The 19,384-nt window shown below is 62.0% G+C and carries 22 protein-coding genes and 2 pseudogenes; 10 read left to right on the forward strand and 14 right to left on the reverse strand.

What is annotated here, in order from left to right; translation table 11 throughout:
• Positions 1-31: 31 nt before the first annotated feature.
• Together CP49_RS26305 and CP49_RS49395 are read right to left on the reverse strand one after the other, a co-directional pair.
• Entirely contained in the window at positions 32-556 is a 525-nt protein-coding gene (locus tag CP49_RS26305; protein ID WP_156438675.1) for a hypothetical protein, read from the reverse strand.
• 155 nt (positions 557-711) lie between these two features.
• Positions 712-1,107 carry a VapE domain-containing protein gene (locus tag CP49_RS49395; RefSeq protein WP_082646253.1) on the reverse strand — a complete coding sequence of 132 codons (396 nt, stop codon included), beginning with the start codon at positions 1,105-1,107 and terminating at the stop codon, positions 712-714.
• 159 nt (positions 1,108-1,266) lie between these two features.
• On the opposite strand from CP49_RS49395, the gene rpe reads away from it, so the two are divergent.
• Both rpe and CP49_RS26315 read left to right on the forward strand, forming a co-directional pair.
• Complete coding sequence (rpe, locus tag CP49_RS26310; protein ID WP_057853077.1) at positions 1,267-1,968, forward strand: ribulose-phosphate 3-epimerase; 702 nt, start codon at positions 1,267-1,269, stop codon at positions 1,966-1,968.
• A gap of 162 nt (positions 1,969-2,130) precedes the next feature.
• Positions 2,131-2,520 (forward strand): hypothetical protein, encoded by a 390-nt coding sequence (locus CP49_RS26315; protein WP_057853116.1) that lies wholly within the window; start codon positions 2,131-2,133, stop codon positions 2,518-2,520.
• Positions 2,521-2,564: 44 nt separating this feature from the next.
• Here CP49_RS26315 and CP49_RS45195 read toward each other — a convergent pair.
• The 3 genes and pseudogenes from CP49_RS45195 to CP49_RS26325 all read right to left on the reverse strand — a co-directional run.
• Positions 2,565-2,711, reverse strand: a pseudogene (locus CP49_RS45195) (serine/threonine protein kinase); the annotation flags it as partial.
• A 5-nt stretch (positions 2,712-2,716) separates the two neighbouring features.
• Entirely contained in the window at positions 2,717-3,457 is a 741-nt protein-coding gene (locus CP49_RS26320) for a metallophosphoesterase family protein (RefSeq protein ID WP_057853078.1), read from the reverse strand.
• 275 nt (positions 3,458-3,732) lie between these two features.
• Complete coding sequence (locus tag CP49_RS26325; protein WP_057853079.1) at positions 3,733-4,365, reverse strand: hypothetical protein; 633 nt, start codon at positions 4,363-4,365, stop codon at positions 3,733-3,735.
• A gap of 303 nt (positions 4,366-4,668) precedes the next feature.
• On the opposite strand from CP49_RS26325, the gene CP49_RS26330 reads away from it, so the two are divergent.
• Positions 4,669-4,986: a hypothetical protein gene (locus CP49_RS26330; RefSeq protein ID WP_057853080.1), complete on the forward strand. Its 318-nt coding sequence runs from the start codon at positions 4,669-4,671 to the stop codon at positions 4,984-4,986.
• 191 nt (positions 4,987-5,177) lie between these two features.
• Here CP49_RS26330 and pdxR read toward each other — a convergent pair whose 3' ends face one another.
• Positions 5,178-6,647, reverse strand: coding sequence for a MocR-like pyridoxine biosynthesis transcription factor PdxR (gene pdxR, locus CP49_RS26335; protein ID WP_057853117.1), 1,470 nt, complete (start codon positions 6,645-6,647; stop codon positions 5,178-5,180).
• A 110-nt stretch (positions 6,648-6,757) separates the two neighbouring features.
• Between pdxR and CP49_RS26340 the strand changes: the two genes are divergently transcribed.
• Together CP49_RS26340 and CP49_RS26345 are read left to right on the forward strand one after the other, a co-directional pair.
• Positions 6,758-7,390 (forward strand): FMN-binding negative transcriptional regulator, encoded by a 633-nt coding sequence (locus CP49_RS26340; RefSeq protein ID WP_057853081.1) that lies wholly within the window; start codon positions 6,758-6,760, stop codon positions 7,388-7,390.
• A gap of 63 nt (positions 7,391-7,453) precedes the next feature.
• Entirely contained in the window at positions 7,454-7,708 is a 255-nt protein-coding gene (locus CP49_RS26345; RefSeq protein WP_057853082.1) for a hypothetical protein, read from the forward strand.
• A 6-nt stretch (positions 7,709-7,714) separates the two neighbouring features.
• Here CP49_RS26345 and CP49_RS26350 read toward each other — a convergent pair whose 3' ends face one another.
• Both CP49_RS26350 and CP49_RS46340 read right to left on the reverse strand, forming a co-directional pair.
• On the reverse strand, positions 7,715-8,539 hold the full coding sequence (locus CP49_RS26350; protein WP_197423238.1) for an NAD(P)/FAD-dependent oxidoreductase: 825 nt from the start codon (positions 8,537-8,539) through the stop codon (positions 7,715-7,717).
• Between the two features lie 2 nt (positions 8,540-8,541).
• Entirely contained in the window at positions 8,542-8,913 is a 372-nt protein-coding gene (locus CP49_RS46340) for an NAD(P)/FAD-dependent oxidoreductase (RefSeq protein ID WP_197423239.1), read from the reverse strand.
• Between the two features lie 226 nt (positions 8,914-9,139).
• Between CP49_RS46340 and CP49_RS49400 the strand changes: the two genes are divergently transcribed.
• Entirely contained in the window at positions 9,140-9,529 is a 390-nt protein-coding gene (locus CP49_RS49400; protein WP_063791779.1) for a GFA family protein, read from the forward strand.
• Between the two features lie 45 nt (positions 9,530-9,574).
• Here CP49_RS49400 and CP49_RS26360 read toward each other — a convergent pair whose 3' ends face one another.
• The 5 genes from CP49_RS26360 to CP49_RS26380 form a co-directional block, all read right to left on the reverse strand.
• Positions 9,575-11,245, reverse strand: coding sequence for a helix-turn-helix transcriptional regulator (locus CP49_RS26360; RefSeq protein ID WP_057853084.1), 1,671 nt, complete (start codon positions 11,243-11,245; stop codon positions 9,575-9,577).
• Positions 11,246-11,674: 429 nt separating this feature from the next.
• Positions 11,675-12,271: a TetR/AcrR family transcriptional regulator gene (locus CP49_RS26365; protein ID WP_057853085.1), complete on the reverse strand. Its 597-nt coding sequence runs from the start codon at positions 12,269-12,271 to the stop codon at positions 11,675-11,677.
• Between the two features lie 338 nt (positions 12,272-12,609).
• On the reverse strand, positions 12,610-13,218 hold the full coding sequence (locus CP49_RS26370; protein ID WP_057853086.1) for a hypothetical protein: 609 nt from the start codon (positions 13,216-13,218) through the stop codon (positions 12,610-12,612).
• On the reverse strand, positions 13,211-13,885 hold the full coding sequence (locus CP49_RS26375; RefSeq protein WP_057853087.1) for a hypothetical protein: 675 nt from the start codon (positions 13,883-13,885) through the stop codon (positions 13,211-13,213). Before CP49_RS26375 ends, CP49_RS26370 begins: the two co-directional genes overlap by 8 nt.
• On the reverse strand, positions 13,882-14,649 hold the full coding sequence (locus CP49_RS26380) for a MotA/TolQ/ExbB proton channel family protein (RefSeq protein WP_057853088.1): 768 nt from the start codon (positions 14,647-14,649) through the stop codon (positions 13,882-13,884). Before CP49_RS26380 ends, CP49_RS26375 begins: the two co-directional genes overlap by 4 nt.
• A gap of 210 nt (positions 14,650-14,859) precedes the next feature.
• Between CP49_RS26380 and CP49_RS26385 the strand changes: the two genes are divergently transcribed.
• From CP49_RS26385 to purB, 3 genes are all read left to right on the forward strand, one after another.
• Entirely contained in the window at positions 14,860-16,230 is a 1,371-nt protein-coding gene (locus CP49_RS26385; protein WP_057853089.1) for a sensor histidine kinase, read from the forward strand.
• Positions 16,231-16,325: 95 nt separating this feature from the next.
• Complete coding sequence (locus CP49_RS26390; protein WP_057853090.1) at positions 16,326-16,979, forward strand: response regulator; 654 nt, start codon at positions 16,326-16,328, stop codon at positions 16,977-16,979.
• 157 nt (positions 16,980-17,136) lie between these two features.
• Positions 17,137-18,444: an adenylosuccinate lyase gene (purB, locus tag CP49_RS26395; RefSeq protein ID WP_057853091.1), complete on the forward strand. Its 1,308-nt coding sequence runs from the start codon at positions 17,137-17,139 to the stop codon at positions 18,442-18,444.
• 28 nt (positions 18,445-18,472) lie between these two features.
• Here purB and CP49_RS26400 read toward each other — a convergent pair whose 3' ends face one another.
• On the reverse strand, positions 18,473-19,069 hold the full coding sequence (locus tag CP49_RS26400; RefSeq protein ID WP_057853092.1) for a TetR/AcrR family transcriptional regulator: 597 nt from the start codon (positions 19,067-19,069) through the stop codon (positions 18,473-18,475).
• Between the two features lie 157 nt (positions 19,070-19,226).
• Between CP49_RS26400 and CP49_RS47865 the strand changes: the two are divergent.
• Positions 19,227-19,384, forward strand: a pseudogene (locus CP49_RS47865) (RidA family protein); the annotation flags it as partial.

Raw genomic sequence — 19,384 nt, forward strand, 5'->3', positions numbered from 1 at the left:
CCGCCTCGCCTCAAATCGAGTCGCGACAGCGCTAGATCCCGTTCGGCGTAGCGGCCATTAGCAACTTGGCGTTTTCGAGAAGATCTCCCACTTGGCGCGAACGATTCGGCAGCACGAAGACTATTTGATCGTCGTTGTCGGCTTCCCAGCCGGCATCGTACTCGTCTTCCGTGATCACAATGGGGCTCGCCAAATTGATGGGGTGCAACGGGAGGTTTTGGAGCGCTGTTTGGGCGGCAGCCATGCGTTGAACATACGACCCCTTGAGCAGCGAGTCCCTGAAACCATTAGGCTGATCCTCCTTCCACGCCCTAACGATCAAGCCCGCGAGTTCATCATTTTGGTACGAAACGTCAGCCACTTTCACGTCAGCAGGGTTAGCAACGCTGCTGCCGGCCTTGCGTTTCCAAATTCCTCGGCCACCTGGATGACCGTGAGCCATCGGGTTAGGTGCTGCGCTCGCTGCTACCGGAATCATTGCACCGCTGGCGGCTCCTGCCAGGAAAAAACGTCGATTGAAGCCGGAATTCGATTGCGACTTGGTGTGCGAGGCCATGATCAATCCCTCCCTGCTGAAATCAGTTCGGTGTCTTACCGCCGCAACCTCCAATTTTAGTTGTAAGATTTCGTCCTGACAAGCTGCTGCAACACTGCCAAAATAGACCCCACAAACCGCGGATTACATGGGCGCGAAGAATTTATGAGTACTCCCTAATTGCCCCATTGAAGCCTCCAAACTGAGGCTCGCCGCCGTGCCGCTGGTCTCAAGGCACGGCGGAGTTCACGCGCGTTACGCGTGCTGCCGAGTGCACCGGGAAGGGAAGACCCTGCGCGCATAAGCTGGCCGGCTGGCGCCGGTACGCCCCTTGCCGCTTCTTGCAAACGGCATGAAACTTCGACCCGCCCCGCAGCCGGCCGGCGGATTCGTACTTTGCCCTCCCCTAACAGTTGGATGCGACCCTTGCTGAGTAGATTTATGTCGATTGCCTTGCGCACGGTCTGCGGACGGAAACGCCGATTGCTCGTCTGCGATTGCAGATATTTATCGTTGTTTGTCGTCCCAACCTTGATCGAATGTCGCTTCTCGCACGCGGCGGTTTTGCGCATCGCAGCCCGATTGAACGGTGTGTCGTGGCAATCTTGACGGTCGACCGCCGTTCAGACGAGAAACGTCTCCCTAGCCGAGCGATTGCGAGCATTGCCCCCGGCCCTTCTGCATGTTACGCGGGGCCGTTTCGCCCCTCGAAGAGGTTTGGGAAAGCGCACATGTCCCAGCAATTTGCGTCGCGTCCCCTGGTCATCGCGCCGTCGATCCTGGCGGCGGATTTCGCCAAGCTCGGCGAGGAAGTCCGCGCCGTGGACGCGGCCGGCGCCGACTGGATCCATCTCGACGTGATGGACGGGCACTTCGTGCCCAACATTTCCTACGGCCCCGACGTCATCAAGGCGATGCGCCCGCACACCAAGAAAATCTTTGACGCCCATCTGATGATCTCGCCCTGCGACCCCTATCTCGAGGCGTTTGCCAAAGCCGGCTGCGATCACATCACCGTCCATGCCGAGGCCGGCCCGCACCTGCATCGCTCGCTGCAGGCGATCCGCGCGCTCGGCAAGAAGGCCGGCGTCTCGCTCAACCCGGGCACGCCGGTGAGCGCGATCGAATATGTCATCGACCTGATCGATCTCGTGCTTGTCATGTCGGTCAATCCCGGCTTCGGCGGCCAGGCCTTCATCAAGTCCGCGCTCGGCAAAGTCAGCGATGTCAGGGCGATGGCCGCGGGACGCCCGATCGACATCGAGGTCGACGGCGGCGTCGCGCCCGATGTTGCCGGACAGCTCGCTGCCGCCGGCGCGAATGCGCTGGTCGCAGGCTCGGCAGTATTCAAGGGCGGCACATTGGAAGCCTACAAGGCCAACATTTCCGCGATCCGCAACGCGGCGGCGCTGGCGCGCGGCGAAGCGATCTGACGCGGATCTGGAACGCGTGCGTCGTCGAAACACCGGGTAAGAAAGCCACACTAGGCGTGTAGCGGCCATGGAACCTGAAAGTCCATGCTCCGGCCACAAAACTTCACGCATCTCGCCATAAAGGCAGATCAGCATCCCGCCTTCCACGGATGGGACGAAAATATGATCAAGGCCTTCATCACCGCCGCATTGCTCCTGCTACTTGCGCCCTCTGCCGCGCTCGCGCAGCGCGCAGGTGACGCCGCACTCGGCGCCGTGGCCGGCGCCGTCGTGCTCGGTCCGGTCGGGGCCGTTGCCGGCGCTTTCGTCGGCTATACGGCAGGTCCCTCGATATCGCGGTCGTGGGGACTGGAGGGCTCGCGCTCGTCGCGGCACCGCCGGCAGGCGTCGCGAGAGAGCGTGCGAGGCGCCAGGGCGGAAGCCGTCGGCTCCGCACCCGCGTCCAATTCCGCCGGCCAAGCCGAACGAAGTGGCCGCGTCACCAGCTATCCCGTGCCGAACCCGCCGCGTTCCGCCAAAACAGCGCTGCCGCCCGTCCAGACCCTCGACTGAGCGCACCCGCCACCTGTTATGCGCTATCCGCCGGCGCCACTGCCGGCAACCCGTGGGATCTTCATCAACAGCGGCACCGTGATGCCGGCGTGAGTCGCCGCCCACAGCGTCGCCATGCCGCCCCGGTGGACGCACTCGCCGATCGTAAAACCGTCCAGTTCCGCGCCGGGCGCGATTGCGGGGCTCGCCATCGCCGTCACCTTCCGACCAGCAGGCGATCGGCCAGCCAGTGCGGCAGCCCGTTGGCGCGGATGCGGTCGGCGGCCGCTTCGACGTCATACGGCACGCGGCAATAGGTGATTTCGCGCGATGACGTATCGAACATCGCAAACGCCGCAGCCGGGTCGCCGTCCCGCGGCTGCCCGACTGAGCCGAGAACGGCGAGCCAGCGCCGGCCACCGAGCAATTGCACCGGCACATCGGATGTCGGAACGAAGCTTGTCATCTTCGCCGCCGATGACATCGAATAGAGCGCCGGCCGGTGGATGTGCCCGCAGAAGGTGACGTGCGCATCGGTAGCCTCGAGGCTGCGCGCAGCATCCGGCGTATCGCGCACATAGTGCCATCGCGCGGGGTGCGATGCTTCCGAATGCACATAGAGGCGATCGTCCTCGCGCCGGATCAGCGGCAACTCGGCAAGAAAGCGCCGCTGCGCCACGCCGAGCCTGCCGCGGGTCCACTCGATCGCAGCCTGGGCCTCGGCGTTCATGGTCTCCGACGGGGTGTTGATCGCCTGATCGTGGTTGCCGATCACGGCGATGGCGCCGTCATCGACCAGGCCCATCACGGTATCGACCGCCCATTCCGGATCGGCGCCATAGCCGACGACATCGCCGAGGCAGACGATCCGTTCCGCGCCGCGGGCGCGCGCGACATCGAGGCACGCGCTGAACGCCTGCCGGTTGGCGTGGATATCCGCAAAAATGGCCAGCCGCACGTGTTTCCTCCGTACCGTCCAGCATCGCGCCCGTGCCCGCGCTAGCGTTAATGGATATCAAACAACGGGCCGCCTGCGGCGTGCAATCGGTCCTGGCGCGCCTGCAGGCCGTCACGCTGATCGGACCTAGCCGGCGGGGCGATAATCCGATTCGAGCCCCTCGCTATCCTGAGCTGAGGGCGGGCTTTCCAGACATCATTTCTCAGTTTACCCCAATAGCAGACATCCGGGGGATTAAGGCAGAGGTCCGAAAGTGCCAACTGCCAACGGTAGAGTCACTGCTGCTTCACTTCGGGAATCGACCAGCGCCGTGCTTCCCAGATTGCAGTCCATTCGTCGTGACCGGGCATGCCCTTAACCTCAACGCGAATGATCACAAAACCCCAATACTCATTGAACTGGTAAGTGTGGCGCACGTCCCACGACGGTTTCATGTCTGATCCAGTTACCGCTTGAAAAATCGAGGTCTCTTTTTCCCGAGTAATCCAACCTGGCCGATCTGTCGTGCCGAAGCCTTCGGGCATTTTTATAAAAGGGAAGTTAACCAGTCTCGGTCTTTGCAAGCTGGAAAGGTCAAACACTTTGTGTGAGCCTACTATCGACCAACAAAAAATAATCGCAAGGCGACTGCCTCCGATTTTTGTGAACCTAACTGGGCTACTCTCGATGCCTTCCTCGATTTTGCAACCTACATGCTTGGCCGCAAGGATCAATCGGCTCGGCAACAAAGCTGGGTCCGATACTTCAAACTCCGTTCGTCCCTTAGCAAGATTGGACCACTCCCGGCTTGCCTCAATGCGGTCCCTCAGCTCGGGACTCATCTCCTCACCAAGGGCAAGGACGACTGGAGTGAATAGCAACGACCCGCCGACGAGAAGCCGGAGCAGAATAGCAACTAGGTTGGGCAAAGCTTACTCCTTCGGCAGAAGCTCAAACTTGCGGGCTGGCTTCCGTTCGCATCTAATTGTTTTTGGCATTTCTGCTATGGGTCACAAAGCGGACTTCGAGAGGCACAGTTGGAATGTCTGCCTTACCCTCGACAGTGGACATTGTTTACCCCACCCGCGATGTCCGAAAAGTGCCAAACCCGTTAATCGCGCCTAATCGCTCAAGCTTGATAAATCTGTTCAGATGGCCCTTAACCTGTTTGGGCTAGTAATCGGCAAATCAGGGGCCGCCAACTGAGCGGCTTTGCCCTAGAAGGTAAACTCATGTTGGTTGCTGACCTTGTGTTCTGGCCAGCCGTCGCCGTTCTTGCCGGGTGCAATCTTTATTTTGGACCTCGCATCAAGAGCGCTCGCATGGCCATGCAGTGGGGGCTCGACGGCGAGCCAACTTGGTGCGCACCCAAGGCAGTGGGGCTTTGGGGCATGGTGGCGTTCGCCCTTGCAGTTCGATTGCTGATTTGGGGCGCCTCAACTTACGCTCCGGAAAAGGTTCACGGCGCTGAAATAGGTTTGCTGCTGTTCTCAGTCATCGTTGCTGCGGTCCATGTGCTGACGCTTAGAAGAGCCGCGCGAGCAAGCTAGGCCACCGCTCAATTCTAGCCCGCGATGCCCATGGCGGGATGGGGCAGCCTCAGAGGTCATTCAACTCGAATGTCCGCTTTGGGCCATTCGCGTCGATTTGACATTGCGCCGGTCGCTTCCTCCGCTCTGCCCCTGAAAGCAGACAGTTTCAGTGCAGGCCGGCATGTCTCAAAAGTGCCAAGATCGGAAGTTTATGCGGTTCTTAAAGCACCGGCCAAGCGGGCAACACCCTGCCGAATGTCCCGCTCTTCAAGTGCAGCGTACCCAAAAACGAACCCGGCTCTCCTTTTCGCGGCTACTGCTCGCCAATGTTCGTATAATTCGGAGATAGGATAGATGCCGACGCCTGCGGACCTCGCTTTTTTCGCCAACTGCTCTTCCTGCGTCGAACTGTATTTTCCAAACCAAGCGACCACATGGAGCCCGGCCTCCGAACCTTGAACCGTGACCGCGCTGCCAAAATATTCGCTGAATGCATCGAGTAATGCGGCCCGGCGCTGCGCGTTTTTCCGCCGTAGCTTTCTGATATGCCGCTCATAGGCACCCGATTGGATAAATTCTGCGAGAGCGGCTTGCTCCAGCGTCGGCGAGTGCCGATCGGTGAGACGCTTCGCGGCACGGAAGGCGTCAACGAGTTCCGGCGGCAGTACGAGGTATCCTAGACGCAAAAGTGGAGAGAGCGTCTTTGAAATCGTCCCGAGATAGATTACGTGAGCGGCTTCATCGAACGCATGCAACGGTCGTATGGGCTGAATGTCGTATCGGTACTCGCCGTCGTAATCGTCCTCGACGATATAGGCCCCCGCATTGCTGGCCCAACGCAACAGCTGAGCCCGGCGCGATGCTGAAAGGACGTGACCCAACGGAAATTGATGCGATGGCGTCACATAGCAAAGGCGGGCTTTCTTAATACTCTCAAGGATCTCCGTCCGCAGCCCTTCTTCATCCACAGGCACAAATTGAGGTGAGGCACCGACGCTCTCAAACACATGCCGGGCAGCCCAATAGCATGGAGTTTCGATCACAAACCGGTCACCGGGGTCGAGCAACAATCTGGCGCAAAGATCGAGCCCCTGCTGTGATCCATTGACGATGATGATCTGCTCATGGCTGCACCGCAAACTCCGGGCGCGCCACAAATACGCCTGTAGCGACGTTCGCAGCGCTATCGATCCTTGTGGCTCCTGATACCGGAGGCGGCGTGAACCTAATGTTGTCGCGGCCTTCGTTAGAGCACGCCGCCACGCCAGGCTCGGGAAGTCGGCGGCGGCAATATCACCGTAGCGAAAGTCGATCGGCAGAGGCTCGCTCACGACCGGCGGTCCCCCTAAGTCGGTGACCTGTCTTGCGTAAGCCGATAGTCGAGCCGTTCTTAGCGTTCGTTTGCTGCTTTGCCGTAAGGAGCGTGCCACTCGGAGCGTAGGCGTGACCCATGCCCGGCGTCCTTGTCCCGTCTCTATGAAGCCTTCCGCTAGAAGCTGCTCGTAGGCAGCAGTAACTGTCGTTCGGGAAGCTCCAAATTCGTTGGCGAGGGTGCGCGTCGAAGGTAGCTTGTCGCTCGGCCCGTAAACGCCATCCTCGATTTGCGCTTTTAATGCCTGGTAGATTTCCCGTGCCCCATGTGGCCCAGGGGGCCTCTTAACCGCATACTGGCCCACCATAAACACTCCAAACTGGCCCTTCTGGTGGTCCAGTGTGTCTGTTAGAGCAGCACGTATCAACACCTAAACTGACTTCATTAGTTCTCACTTGGCACCGAGGAGCCTTGCCAATGTACATTCCGCCAGCGTTTCGCGTTGACGACATCGCCGATGGTCATCGGACCATGCGTGAAGCACGCTCGGCAACGCTCGTTACCGCGACGCAAGAAGGGCTTATTGGAACGCCGCTCCCCATGCTTCTCAACGACAACGAAGGTCCGAACGGCACGCTTTATGCGCACGTGGCGAGAGCCAATCCTCAGTGGAAGCTGACGCCATCAGGCGAGGCGATGGCCATATTCGTTGGGCCGGAGGCTTATGTTTCTCCATCTTGGTACGCGACCAAGCAGGAGACGCACAAGGTCGTGCCGACGTGGAACTACGTTGCCGTTCACGCCTATGGACCTGTCGAGTTCTTCGACGATGCGGAGCGGCTACTGGACGTGATAACGCGACTGACGGATTTGCACGAGCAACCGCGAAACGATCGCTGGGCGGTGACGGACGCCCCGACTGATTTCATCAAAGCGCAGCTCAGAGGAATTATCGGTTTGCGGATGCCGATTTCGAGGCTCGATGGCAAGCGGAAGATGAGTCAGAACCGCAACTTGGCGGATCGGGCTGGCGTCATTAATGGATTGTCTGAAAGCCATCGTCCAGAGGACCACGTTGTCGCGTCTCTGATACCCCAGGGTTTCTCCTGACGCCTTTCGGTTGGAACAGATTTGGCTTAAGCTGGTTCATCTGCTGGATTGGAGAATGCACAGATGAAGCTCTTCTTGATGGCGTTCGCAGCTACACTTGTAAGCAGCACCTTCGCGCTTGCTGACACCCCGGTGACACCGGCAGAGGCCGAGAAGATCAAGGCTGCTTTGGAAGTCCTTGGCTGCACGGGCGGCAAGATGGAAAAGGAGACCGAGGCCAGCGGCTACTTCGAAGTCGATGACGCCAAATGCAAGGACGGTCAGTACGACATCAAGCTCGACAAGGACTTCAAGTTGATCGCGATGACCCGCGACTGAGCATGCTCAAGACCTGCCCCAAGCGGCCGTCATCGCATTGACGTTCTCCGGCGCGAAGAACTCAGCGGGTGATATTGTTCCGGCATTCATCCGCGCGAACGCATCCATAGCTCTCTGATTGCCGTGTATCGCGCCAAAGAAGTGCTGCATATCCGGTGGCGGCGGTTCCAGCGTCGCCAGCATGCAGGTGAATTCATACATTGCGGCCACCCGTGTATCGCGCGCGCGATGGTACTCGCTCATCGCCACGTCGAATGGCTGCGCTCCCGAGAAGGCCCTGTCGATCGCGACCGCGCAGAGCCCGGCGTCATGGAAGGCGTCCATGATTCCTTGTCCAGTGATGAAGTCCCGGTTGTAGCCCGCGTCGCCCACGAGCACCCAGCCGGGGCCGTAGGGCTTGCGAAAGTAGTTCGGCACCGCCGCACCGGTGAAGCGCGCTTCCCGCTTGGCTTCGTGCAGGCGGTCGGCGAACGCCGGCGCCAACGCGATGGTCTTCAGGTAGTTCCCTTCGATGTCCTTCCTGCAATCGTCGAACCTTGCGTATGGCCAACCGGCGATCACCATCGTCAGCCCGTCATGGGTTGGAGCGGCGGCAAAGCCGGTCCCGTCACGGATATATTGCTCAAACTTGCCGAACATCGGCAGTCCGCTCCAGTAGGTGTAATACGCGACGAGCAGAATCGGTTTCTCGTCATAGTGCTCTGGCCGGACCGCTTCGGCCACGAACGAGTGCCTGCCGTCGGCGCCGACGACGATTTCAGCGCGCTCCGTGACAGGGCCGCCATGCTTCGAGCGGCCCTTGATTCCGACCGCCCGTCCGTCCTCGATCAAGATTAGCCTTCGCGAACTTCCGCGCCGGACTGAGCCGCAGCATCGACGAGCAGCTTGTCGAGTATCGTGCGGCGCGGACAGTACGCAACCGGAGCTTCACTCGTGCCTGGCGCGCCTACAATCGTGAAAGGACCAAAGTCGAAAGCATAGCGGTCGATCGGCGGGCACCCGGTCACAGTCAGACGATCGAGAAGGCCCCAACTGGACAGGGCGCTTACGCCAAGGGGATGCAAGATGTGCGTAGAGACCGTGTCGCTCGGAAAAGTTGCGCGGTCGACCAAGAGAACCCGATATCCTTTCCGGGCCAGCAGCATTGCGGTCGGCGATCCCGCGCAGCGGGCGCCCACTACGATTGCGTCGAATGCCTTGGTCATCGCGGCTCTCTCCTTGTGCTGACAAATCAGACGCCGGCTCGGCGCATCGCGGATCCGCGGCGTACATGGCTGGTGCTAGAGAGAAACGTGAGCCGGCGCTTCGGGAGAACGCCCCAATCGGCCCTTGCAAACGTATGGGTGATCTTCCCCATTCGCGGGCGCCGTAGGTATGGCACGATCGCGACGTGTTGAAGCCGGCGGCAAGCCGCCGGGAAGGAGAAACGATATGAGCGATACATTCGAGGGGCGTTGTCTCTGCGGTGCCGTACGCTTCCGTGCGGCTGGGCGCCCGAAATGGGTCCTGTGGTGCCACTGCGAGAGTTGCCGGCGCCATACCGGAGCGCCGGCATCCGTCTTCGTTGCCTTCGACGACTCCGCCGTCACGGTAACAAGCGGAGCGATCAGCAAATACAATTCATCGCCTGGCGTGGAGCGCGGGTTCTGCGCAAGGTGCGGCTCGACCCTGACCTGCGCGAACCAGCGACGGCCCAATGAGACGCACTTTCATCTCGGCGCGTTCGAAGAACCCGAGAAGCTCAAGCCCACGGGAGAGGCGTTTGCAGGCGAAAGGCTGCCGTGGTTGCACCCGGAAGCCGCGTCCGGCTCGCCTGTTTGACCGTCCGAAGCTGATCGAAGAAACCTTCGACCTTAATTTCAGTATTCAGATCAGCTTGTGTCGGCAAGCAAAGGCCGTCGCCGCGGCCCGCGAGGGGACATCAAGCTTGGCGAGGATGTTGCTGACGTGCCGGTCGACCGTCTTCTCGCTTCGGGAGAGCCTGCCAGCAATCGCCTTGTTGGTCTCGCCGGCGGCGACCAGGCGAAGAACATCAAGCTCACGCGGGGTCAGGCGATGCACATTGCTGGAAGCGACGCCCTTCGTCAGTGAGCCGATCTGCGTGAGATCGGGGCCGGCACCTAAACGCTCGAAAATGGTCCGGGCCGCGCCGAACTCCAGATCGGCAGCGTCCTCGTCTCCGAGGGCGCGGCAGGCCTGTCCGATCAGCACGCGCACGCGCGCAGCCGCGTAGGGCGCCGGGATTCCCTGCCACACCTCGAAGGCACGGCGCAGCGAACCGAGTGCGGACCGCGCGTCCCCTTCGGCGAGGTCCACCGCTCCGCAGGCCTGCGCGGCAATTGCATCCGGCACGCTCATATCGAAGCTCCGCGCAATGTCCTCGAGTTCTCGGCAGGCGTTGCGTGCGTCCTGAACGTCACCGGCGGCCAACGTGATCTCGATATAGGCGGGCAGCAAACCCATGCGTTTCAGGCTGCTCACCGTCGTGCCTGCGACGCGGCGAATGGCGGTGGCGGCCGCGTCGGTGCGTCCCTGCACAAGGCGCAGCAACGCCAAGCCCGGCTGGGGCTCCAGGCCAAGCTGGCTCGCGCCTCGATACGCCTCTTCAGCCGCTGCAAACTCCCCTTTCAGACGATGGACTTCTGCCTGCTGGTAGAGCGCTCCGGCGGCAGCCCGCCGGTCGAAGCCCTGCGACCGCGCGCAGGCGCGCCGCGCTTCCTCGATCGCCTCAGGCCAGGCGCCCTGTAACTGCAGGATCTCCGCGCGATGCACTTGGCAAACCCCGGCGAAGGCGACCATATCGGGCTGGCCCTCGCACCACCGCGCCAGGGCGCCTGTCCATTCGCGGGCTCGGTCGAGTGCGTATACCTGCTGACAGGCCGCGATCACGCTGCAATACATCAAGCCAGTCACCAGCGGCGATAGCTCTCCAGCAGTGACCATGACCATGGTCTCATCCAAGAGCGCGAGTCCGGCTCCGAGCTGCGCCTGCTGCAGTCGTATGCGGCCCTGCTGGTGGCGGGCACAGGCGACGAGGTCCGGGTCGCCACAGCGCTCGCCGACTGCGGCGGCCTCGGCTGCAGCGACGAACGCGGCCTCGTACTCACCAGATCCGAGGCGTTGCTCGACGACCGGCAGCAGCAAATAGCCTCGCTCGGCGCATTCGCGCGTATCACGCTCCAGCAAACGTTGAGCACGGGAAAACCAGCCGCTCGCACGGCCCATCTCGCCGCGCATTAGCAAGCGAAAGCCGAGCCAGAACGCGCAACGGACGGCGCGAAGACGCCGGGGAGTATCCCGGTACGCATTGTAGGCCCGTTCGAGTGCCTTGAGATAGTCCTCGTCCCGGCCGACCAAGTAGGCGGCCATCGCCAGCAGTTCGAGAGCTTCGGCAGTTAACGAGGTTTCCTGGTCGGCGCGCAAGAACGCCTGGTAAGCGTCGGCCCAAGCGCGCTGTCGATAATATTCACGGGCCAGATCGAGGTCGCCGGATTTGTTCGCACCTCCGCGCTTCTGCTGGCCCTGACGCTGCTTCATGCGTTTGCTCCAGTCCCCAAGAGGATAAGCGGACCCATGAGATTTGCCAAAGCATCATCATATTGCGGAACAGCGACGGGCAGGATGCCTTTCGCGGGTGGATTTCCGATGGGAACAGAATTGAGCGATTACAGCTTCTTGCGCGTCCGGCGCCGCTCAACCAGAGCCGAACGTCCGTTGCTCGAATGTCCCGCCTTGGGTCCAATAGGCGATATCGCTGACGGCTTGAAATGGAAGTGCCGCCAACAGAGGGCGTCCGCACTCTAGGCAGGCTATTAGTAATTTCTGCTATCGCGAAATGTCGGCTTGGGGGTCAACGTGAGACCTCGGCACCCGATCTTGGCATGGCTGTTTCTTCCGCCCCAAAACCAAACATCAGGGCTCGCGGGAAAACGGGCTTTGTCTTGCAAGTCGGTTTCAGAAGGATCGTCAGTGCTTGCGCGGCGCTTCCAGGCCCTTGAGCAAAAGCGCCAGTAGCGAATCGATCCGCGCCGGGGCACCCGGCTCGCTCCATTCCTCGGCGTGCGCAGGATGGTGGAAGCGGCTGGTGGCGTCGAAAAGGGCGCGTGCCGTCACCTTGACGTCGGCGACCTCGAATGCGCCCTGCTTCACGCCATCGGACAGGATCAGCGCGATCTGATCGACGAGGCAGTCCTTATGGCAGCTCACGGACCTGCAGGCCTCGCGCGCCAGCGCCAGGTAGGTCGCAAACATTTCGGGATCGTCGCTGAGCCGCTTGTGCTTGATCGAGAACATCGTGCGCAGCCACTTCTCCAGCCGGGCGGGCGCCGGGCCGGAAGCTTCTGCGATTTTCAACAGCGGCGCGCTGAGACGGTCGAGCCAGCGCTTGGCCACTGCCTCGCGCAGCGAGGCCTTGCTGGGGAAATGGCGATAGACGCTGCCGTGGCTGACATCGAGCGCACGGGCAACGTCCACCACCGTTGCTTTGGCCAGCCCGTAGCGGCGCAGAACGTCCTCGGTAACCTCCAGAATCCGTTCGGGGGTCAGAACCACGACTTCGTTCATGCGCGCACCTGCGAAACGATGGGACGGGTGGTCATCTAAATCCCCCTAGTAATCTCTTTGGCGGGTTAATGTTTCACCAGTTCCAGCCGCTCGGCCTGGGCGGCCAGATGACGGGCAACGCTCTGGTCGAGCCAGCGCTGGATTTGGGCGGTCAGATGAATGAGATAGGCGGTCATAGCGGTAGTCCTTTGCAAGCACCCGGGCTCAGGGCCAACGAGCCGGGTGACGCCCCAATACCGGCGTCGGCAATGGATATAGCATCTCTCGCTGACAGATTTCAATATCTGTCAGTCAACAATCCGTGATTGTCTGACCGGCCGGCTCCGCTTGCCGGAAGCCTATGGCTCGTCCTTCGGCGGCATCCGCGGCGGGAGCAGCGGGGTAAACGACACCCCATCGCCCTCGCGGGGGACCGCGACCAATCCCCCGCCGGTCGAGGGGTCGCCACCCGACGTATCCAGGATCATGCCGGGCGTGATGTATTCGCGGGCAGCCTGGAGCAGGCTGCCGCCGCCATCGCCAAAATCGGCGGCGCGACCGCCCTGCGGACGGCCGGCGGCGATCTCGCCCGCCGCCTTGTCGGTCTTTTCCGCAAGGCTGTCGCTGTAGGGAATGCGGAACGCCCGGGGGACACCGCTCGGCCGATTGCCGTCGTCGAGCGTCTCGACCCAGAGATAGATCGAGCCCGGATCGCCCTCCAGCGAATGGGGCTCGACGATACGGGCCTGCAGCAATTTGAAGGTGGCGGGCAGCCTGTCGACGCTGGCCCAGCCCAATAGTCCGCGTACCCCGACAAAGCTCGCAATATAGAACCCGCTCGTCACGATCACGGCGACCGCCTTGGCCGACCAGGGCAAGCGCGCATAGACCAGCACGACGAGCAACAGCGCGCCGATCAGCGCGTAGCTGATCGCCAGCGTCAGGATGACGGATTGAAGGCTATTCACGGCGCGGCATCCTGACGCCTGTCTTCGGGTCCAGATCGGCACCGTTGGCCCGGACGTTACGGAACGTCTCCATCAGCGATTTCTGCCGCTGCTGGACGTCGACCACCTTGCCTTCGGCATCGAGCCAGAAGCGCACCGCAGTCTTCTCATCGCCGCTGTGATCGAGCGTCAGCCTATTGTCGAAGATCACCTGCGCGGTCGGATTGAGTTTCTGAACCTTCACGCTCACCGCGACCGGCTGCCCGGTCGTGGCCTGAAAGTGTGAGACGTTGACGGTGTATTCGCCGGGGACGATGCCCCGCACCGTGACGATTTCCTCCCGGATCGGCGACAGAATCTTCTTGCCGTTGACGACGATGAAATCGTTCGCGCCGCCGCGATCGTCGCGGTCGAGGGTGAGGAAACCGGCTTCGCGGCGGCGATACCAGGCGATGTGGCCGGCAGGGTCCTGCACGAACAGATCGAAGTCGTCCGGATGGCTGTCCGGCCAGTCCATCGTGATGATGAATTCGGCCTTGGAATCGATTTTGCCATCCTTCGCGTCCGGCGAGACCGCGAGCAGCGCAAGGAAGAACAGGAAAGCGATCACCTGCAGCGCCTTGAACAGCATCACGCCGAGCGGGTCGAACGCCTCCTCGCGCGGATAGAGACCGAAGTCATCCATCATGGTGGCGTTCCAAGATGGTGTTCCAAGGCCGGGGTGACGTGCGTTTCGGTCAGCATGACGGCATCGGAAAACACCCGCTGGGTCGCGGCATCGAGCATGTAATATTGAATGCGGACGAGGATGGAGCCGACCAGGCCCGCCAGCGTCGTGTACATGGCCACCGCCATGCCGTCGCTCATCACGCCCATCGATGACTTCATGGCTGCCTTGTCGGCCGCATCGAGGGTCGCGATCGGCGCCAGCATGATGATGAAGCCGACGATCGTCCCGAGCAGTCCGAGTTTCATCAGCGTGTCGGAAACGAATGCGCCGAATCCGTTGGAACCGCGCAACCGGTCGGCCAGCGTCCTGAGCAGCAGCGTCTGGTCGATACGGCCGGCGGCTTGCGCCTTCGCCTTCGTCACCAGGCTGCGGATGTGATCCGTGACCAGCCCGCCCGGCAGATTGCGCGCATCGGCGTTGAGCGCCTTCGCGCCGTCCGGAGCCGACAGCACGGCGCGGCAGCCTCTTGCGACCTCGCCTTCACGCGCGATCGCCCGCGTCCGCCAGAAGCAATGCCCGCAGGTGATGACGTAGAGCGCGGCGATCAGGCTCGAAATATAAGTGCGATCGGAGGCGACCATGAGATGAATCAGGCCGTACCGCCACAGCAGGAAGACAGCAAAGATCGAAAGTCCGGTAAAGATCATCCAGAGCAGCAGGACGCCTCGTTCCGGAGTGTCCGCGCCTGATAATGCGGTCTCGGCACCCATTCTGGCACTCATGCTGCGTTAGCTCCCTCAAGGGCTGCTGCTCCGAAGCCCGCCCGCAAAAGGCCCTCGCCCTTTGTTAGATCAGAGGCTGCAGATCTGGTCCAAAGACATATGCCCGCGCTTAGCCGGGAAAATTTCCCAATCTGCGCATCGTCACCCGACTTGCAATTGGCGCGAAATAGCGCTGCTGTTAGCGTCATCGACAAGCCGTGGAGTGATCGCATGCGCCTCGTGCTTCAACTCGTCGCCCGCCTGCTCGTCGTCGTCGCCCTATGCCTGGGCGCGGCGACCATCTGGGCCACGATCGACGCCTATCGCAGCGTCGATCGCGCCACGGCCGCATCCGCAGAACGGGTCTCCGAGGCGCTGGAGGCGCTCTACTGGCGCGAGTTGCTGTTGCGCAGCAGCAGAGCGCGCGAACATCTCGTTCCAGTCCCCGAATGGCGCACCATCGAGACGATGAAGCTCATTTCGCCGGGAATTTGCGTCCAGTTCGAGCCGGCGGGCGCGTTTGAGAATCCGCTCTGCGGCCAGAGCAAGGGGATCGGCAAGGCTCCGCCGGCCTGGTTTGCCGCTTCCGTGCAGACGTTTCTCGGCAATCACGCGGCGGTTGCCCGGTCAATCAGCACGCGTAACGTCACCGCAGGCACCGTCTCGGCCATCGCCGATCCGGACGCCGCCATATCGCTGGCCTGGCAACACATCGTGGATAACATCCACGTCGCGCTGCTGATGGCCTTGGCCATCGCCTTCTTCGCATCACTCGCGATCGCGCACACGCTCGCGCCGGCGCAACAGATTGTAGCTGCACTGCAGCGCATGGCGCACGGCCAATACCGGACATCGCTCCCGCGCTTCCGGTCGATGGAGCTTGCCATGATCGGGCAAGCCGTCAGCCATCTCGGTGAGCGTCTCGCGCAGGCGACGGAAGAACGAGCCGTTCTGACCCGGCGCCTTCTTGAAATCCGCAGCGACGAGCGGCGCGCCCTGGCTCGCGAACTGCACGACGAGTTCGGGCAGAACCTTTCCGCCATTCTCGCCTTCGCCAGCACGATCGAAGCGACCGCCGGGCGCGAACAGGCCAAAAGCGATGTCGCGCAGGATGCGCGGATGATCTCGCAAGCGACCCGCCGCATCATGGCATGCTTGCGGGGTACCCTGAACCGCCTGCGTCATCCGCCCGCCGAGGAGCTCGGGCTGGAAGCCTGCCTCGTCGACCTGGTCGATAGCTGGCGATCACAGCATGCGACGCAACCGATGATACAGCTCGACCTGCAGGGCGATCTCGCCGATGTGCGCGGTACCGTTGCCGCGACAGCCTACCGCGTAGCCCAGGAATGCCTGACCAACTCGTTGCGCCACAGCGCAGCGCGCGAGATCGTGCTCCGCATCGAGCGACGTACGGGAGCGGAAAATGCGCTGCTGATCCGCGTGGAGGACGACGGCGGCGGCGATGCGGCCAAGGTGGCACAGTCCGCCGGCTTCGGCCTGACCGGGATACGTGAGAGAGTAGCCGCGCTTGGCGGCTCGCTTTCCATCGCGCGCGCGAGGCGTGGCGTAAGCGTGGCCGCCACGATTCCGCTCGCCGCCTGACGCCCTGTGCTTGACGCGTTTTCTTCCCGCGCCCGGTACCCACCCCCGGATCAAGTCCGAGGGCATGCTTTGCTCGAAAACGCTATGGTGCCTGGATGACGACTTCCCAGATCAAGGGCATTTCGATCTTGCTGGTCGACGACCATCCCGTCGTTCGGCAGGGCTACCGGCGCGTATTGGAGCACCAAGGCGACTTCCGCGTGGTCGCGGAGGCCGACAACGCTGTCAACGCTTACCGCATGTTCAAGAGCCACGCCCCTGACGTCGTGGTCATGGACATTTCGATGCCCGGAGCCAGCGGCCTCGAGGCTATCAGGAACATCCGGTTGAGGAACTCCGGCTCACGCATTCTGGTCTTCAGCATGCACAGCGAAGCGGCGCTGGTGAAGGCCGCGTTCGGCGCCGGGGCAAGCGGCTATGTGACCAAGGACAGCGAACCGGCCGTGCTCATCAAGGCGATCCGTGCCGTGGCGCGCGGCGAACATGCGATGAGCGACGACATCGCGCACGTTCTGGCAATGGAAAGCCTGTCCCCGTCGGGGTCGGTGCTCGACCAGTTGGGGGAAAGGGAGATCGAGATCCTCAGGCAATTGGCTGCCGGTGCGACCACCGAGCAGATCGCCGCAAACCTCAATCTCAGCATCAAGACCGTTCAAAACTACCACTACCTGATCAAGACCAAGACCGGCATGCGAACGGACGCGCAGCTTGTCCGCCTGGCCGTTGAATGCGGACTGGCCAGCCTTTAGCGGCGGCCCAAGCGGTTTTTGACCCAGCCGGGCCGGGTTTTCCCTTCTCGCGGCACTGTACGGGTGGCCTCGCCCGGTACGATTTGCTAAAGCGCGGCGTAAAAACAAATCGGCCGGGATCCGCCTCGTGTCCCGCCCTGCTCGTCCGGAGTTTTCGATGATCCCCCGCTACACCCGCCCGGAAATGGCTTCCATCTGGGAGCCGCAGACCCGCTTCAAGATCTGGTTCGAGATCGAGGCGCATGCGGCTGATGCGCAGGCGGAAATCGGCGTGATCCCCAAGGAAGCCGCGAAGACGATCTGGGCCAAGGCCAAGGATGCCACCTTCGACGTGGCCCGGATCGACGAGATCGAACGCGAGACCAAGCACGATGTCATCGCCTTTCTGACCCATCTGGCCGAAATCGTCGGCCCCGAGGCCCGCTTCGTCCACCAGGGCATGACTTCCTCCGACGTGCTCGACACCTGCCTCAATGTGCAGCTCACCCGTGCGGCCGACCTTTTGATTGCGGATATCGACAAGGTCCTGGCGGCGCTGAAGAAGCGCGCCTTCGAGCACAAGATGACGCCGACCATCGGCCGCTCCCACGGCATCCACGCCGAGCCGGTGACCTTCGGCCTCAAGCTCGCTTATGCCTATGCGGAATTTTCCCGCGCCCGCGAGCGCCTGGTCACCGCCCGCAAGGAGGTCGCGACCTGCGCGATTTCGGGCGCCGTCGGCACCTTCGCCCAGATCGACCCGCGCGTCGAAGAACACGTCGCCAAGGCGATGGGGCTGGTGCCGGAGCCGGTCTCGACCCAGGTGATCCCGCGCGACCGCCACGCGATGTATTTTGCAACGCTCGGGGTGATCGCCTCTTCGGTCGAGCGGCTGTCGATCGAAATCCGCCATCTGCAGCGCACCGAGGTGCTGGAAGCCGAAGAGTTCTTCTCCGAGGGTCAGAAGGGCTCGTCGGCGATGCCGCACAAGCGCAACCCGGTGCTGTCGGAAAACTTGACCGGCCTCTCGCGCATGGTGCGCGCCTACGCGATGCCGGCGATGGAAAACGTAGCCCTCTGGCACGAGCGCGATATCTCGCACTCCTCGGCCGAACGCATGATCGGACCGGACGCCACCGTGACGCTCGACTTCGCGCTGGTGCGCCTTGCCGGGTTGATCGAGAAACTCCTGGTCTATCCCGCCAACATGCAGAAGAACCTCGACCGGCTCGGCGGTCTCGTGCATTCGCAGCGGCTCCTGATCGCGCTGACGCAAAAGGGCGCCAGCCGCGAGGACGCCTATAAATACGTCCAGCGCAACGCCATGCCGGTCTGGCGCGGCGAAGGCGACTTCCAGACGCTGCTGAAAAAAGACCCTGACGTGAAGAAGCACCTGACGGATGCTGACATCGAGGAGCAGTTCGACCTCGGCTATCACTTCAAGCACGTCGACACGATCTTCAAGCGGGTGTTCGGCGAGAGCTGATTACGCACCCCGTCGGAAGCCTTGACGGTCATCTCTCGGTCTGCAGCAACCCAACCGCGAGATATCGGAAAGCCTCGACAGCCTTTGCAAAGACGGCATGCGGATCGTCGGCTGCGGCAATCCAGAGCGAAGCGTTGAGCGCCGCTCCATTGATGAGCCGCGCGGCAGCTTCCGCATCCATCGGCCTCACCGTTCCTTCGTCGATAAGCGCCTGGATCGTTTGCGTGGTCGCGCGAAGACACGCAGTCTGATTGGGCCATAGCGATGGATCGCCGAGCACGGCCGGCCCGTCTAGCAGCATGATGCGCTGGATGTCTGGCTCCAGCGCCATTTCGATATAGGCGACGCCCTCGGCGAGAAAGCCGAGCCACCGGGTCTCCGCCTGATTTTGTGCAGCGCGCATTCGCACCACCATTTCCGCGTCGATCTGGCCGATCACGGCCTGCAGCAGACCCTTCTTGTCGCCGAAGTTGTGATAGAGCGCACCGCGCGTCAGGCCGGCCTCGGCGGTTAAATCGTCCATCGACGCCGCCGCATAGCCTTTGGTCGCGAAAGCCTTACGGGCGGCCTGGACGAGCTTGGCCCGGGTTTCCTCCACCATCTGTGCGCGTCGCTTTGCGGCCACCGCTACCTTCGCAAACTACATACGCTCCGTATGCTAGTTGACATACGCCGCGTATGTAACCTATAGAAACATACGGGACGTATGTCAATTTATCGCTCGAATAAGATGCAAACAGCCGGACCCGTGGTCTGGCTTGCCTGTGAACAGGAGTGACGTCATGGCCAAACGCGATGCAATCTTCCCTGCCGGCCGGCAGGCGCTCTACGAGATCAACCGTTATTCGGCGGCGATCCGCTCGGGCGACCTTCTGTTCGTCTCGGGCCAAGTCGGCAGTCGCGAGGACGGGTCGCCCGAGCCAATCTTCGAAAAGCAGGT

Source organism: Bradyrhizobium valentinum (assembly GCF_001440405.1).
GTDB classification, from domain to species: domain Bacteria; phylum Pseudomonadota; class Alphaproteobacteria; order Rhizobiales; family Xanthobacteraceae; genus Bradyrhizobium; species Bradyrhizobium valentinum.

Coding starts and splice junctions, on each gene's coding strand:
- pdxR (WP_057853117.1), bottom strand. CDS start 6,647: ATGGTGGGCCAGTATGCGGTTAAGAGGCCCCCTGGGCCACATGGGGCA.
- CP49_RS26345 (WP_057853082.1), top strand. CDS start 7,454: ATGAAGCTCTTCTTGATGGCGTTCGCAGCTACACTTGTAAGCAGCACC.
- CP49_RS26375 (WP_057853087.1), bottom strand. CDS start 13,885: ATGATGGATGACTTCGGTCTCTATCCGCGCGAGGAGGCGTTCGACCCG.
- CP49_RS26385 (WP_057853089.1), top strand. CDS start 14,860: ATGCGCCTCGTGCTTCAACTCGTCGCCCGCCTGCTCGTCGTCGTCGCC.
- CP49_RS26380 (WP_057853088.1), bottom strand. CDS start 14,649: ATGAGTGCCAGAATGGGTGCCGAGACCGCATTATCAGGCGCGGACACT.
- CP49_RS26330 (WP_057853080.1), top strand. CDS start 4,669: ATGTTGGTTGCTGACCTTGTGTTCTGGCCAGCCGTCGCCGTTCTTGCC.
- CP49_RS46340 (WP_197423239.1), bottom strand. CDS start 8,913: ATGACCAAGGCATTCGACGCAATCGTAGTGGGCGCCCGCTGCGCGGGA.
- CP49_RS26365 (WP_057853085.1), bottom strand. CDS start 12,271: ATGAACGAAGTCGTGGTTCTGACCCCCGAACGGATTCTGGAGGTTACC.
- CP49_RS26340 (WP_057853081.1), top strand. CDS start 6,758: ATGTACATTCCGCCAGCGTTTCGCGTTGACGACATCGCCGATGGTCAT.
- CP49_RS26360 (WP_057853084.1), bottom strand. CDS start 11,245: ATGAAGCAGCGTCAGGGCCAGCAGAAGCGCGGAGGTGCGAACAAATCC.
- CP49_RS26390 (WP_057853090.1), top strand. CDS start 16,326: ATGACGACTTCCCAGATCAAGGGCATTTCGATCTTGCTGGTCGACGAC.
- CP49_RS49395 (WP_082646253.1), bottom strand. CDS start 1,107: ATGCGCAAAACCGCCGCGTGCGAGAAGCGACATTCGATCAAGGTTGGG.
- purB (WP_057853091.1), top strand. CDS start 17,137: ATGATCCCCCGCTACACCCGCCCGGAAATGGCTTCCATCTGGGAGCCG.
- CP49_RS49400 (WP_063791779.1), top strand. CDS start 9,140: ATGAGCGATACATTCGAGGGGCGTTGTCTCTGCGGTGCCGTACGCTTC.
- rpe (WP_057853077.1), top strand. CDS start 1,267: ATGTCCCAGCAATTTGCGTCGCGTCCCCTGGTCATCGCGCCGTCGATC.
- CP49_RS26305 (WP_156438675.1), bottom strand. CDS start 556: ATGGCCTCGCACACCAAGTCGCAATCGAATTCCGGCTTCAATCGACGT.
- CP49_RS26315 (WP_057853116.1), top strand. CDS start 2,131: ATGATCAAGGCCTTCATCACCGCCGCATTGCTCCTGCTACTTGCGCCC.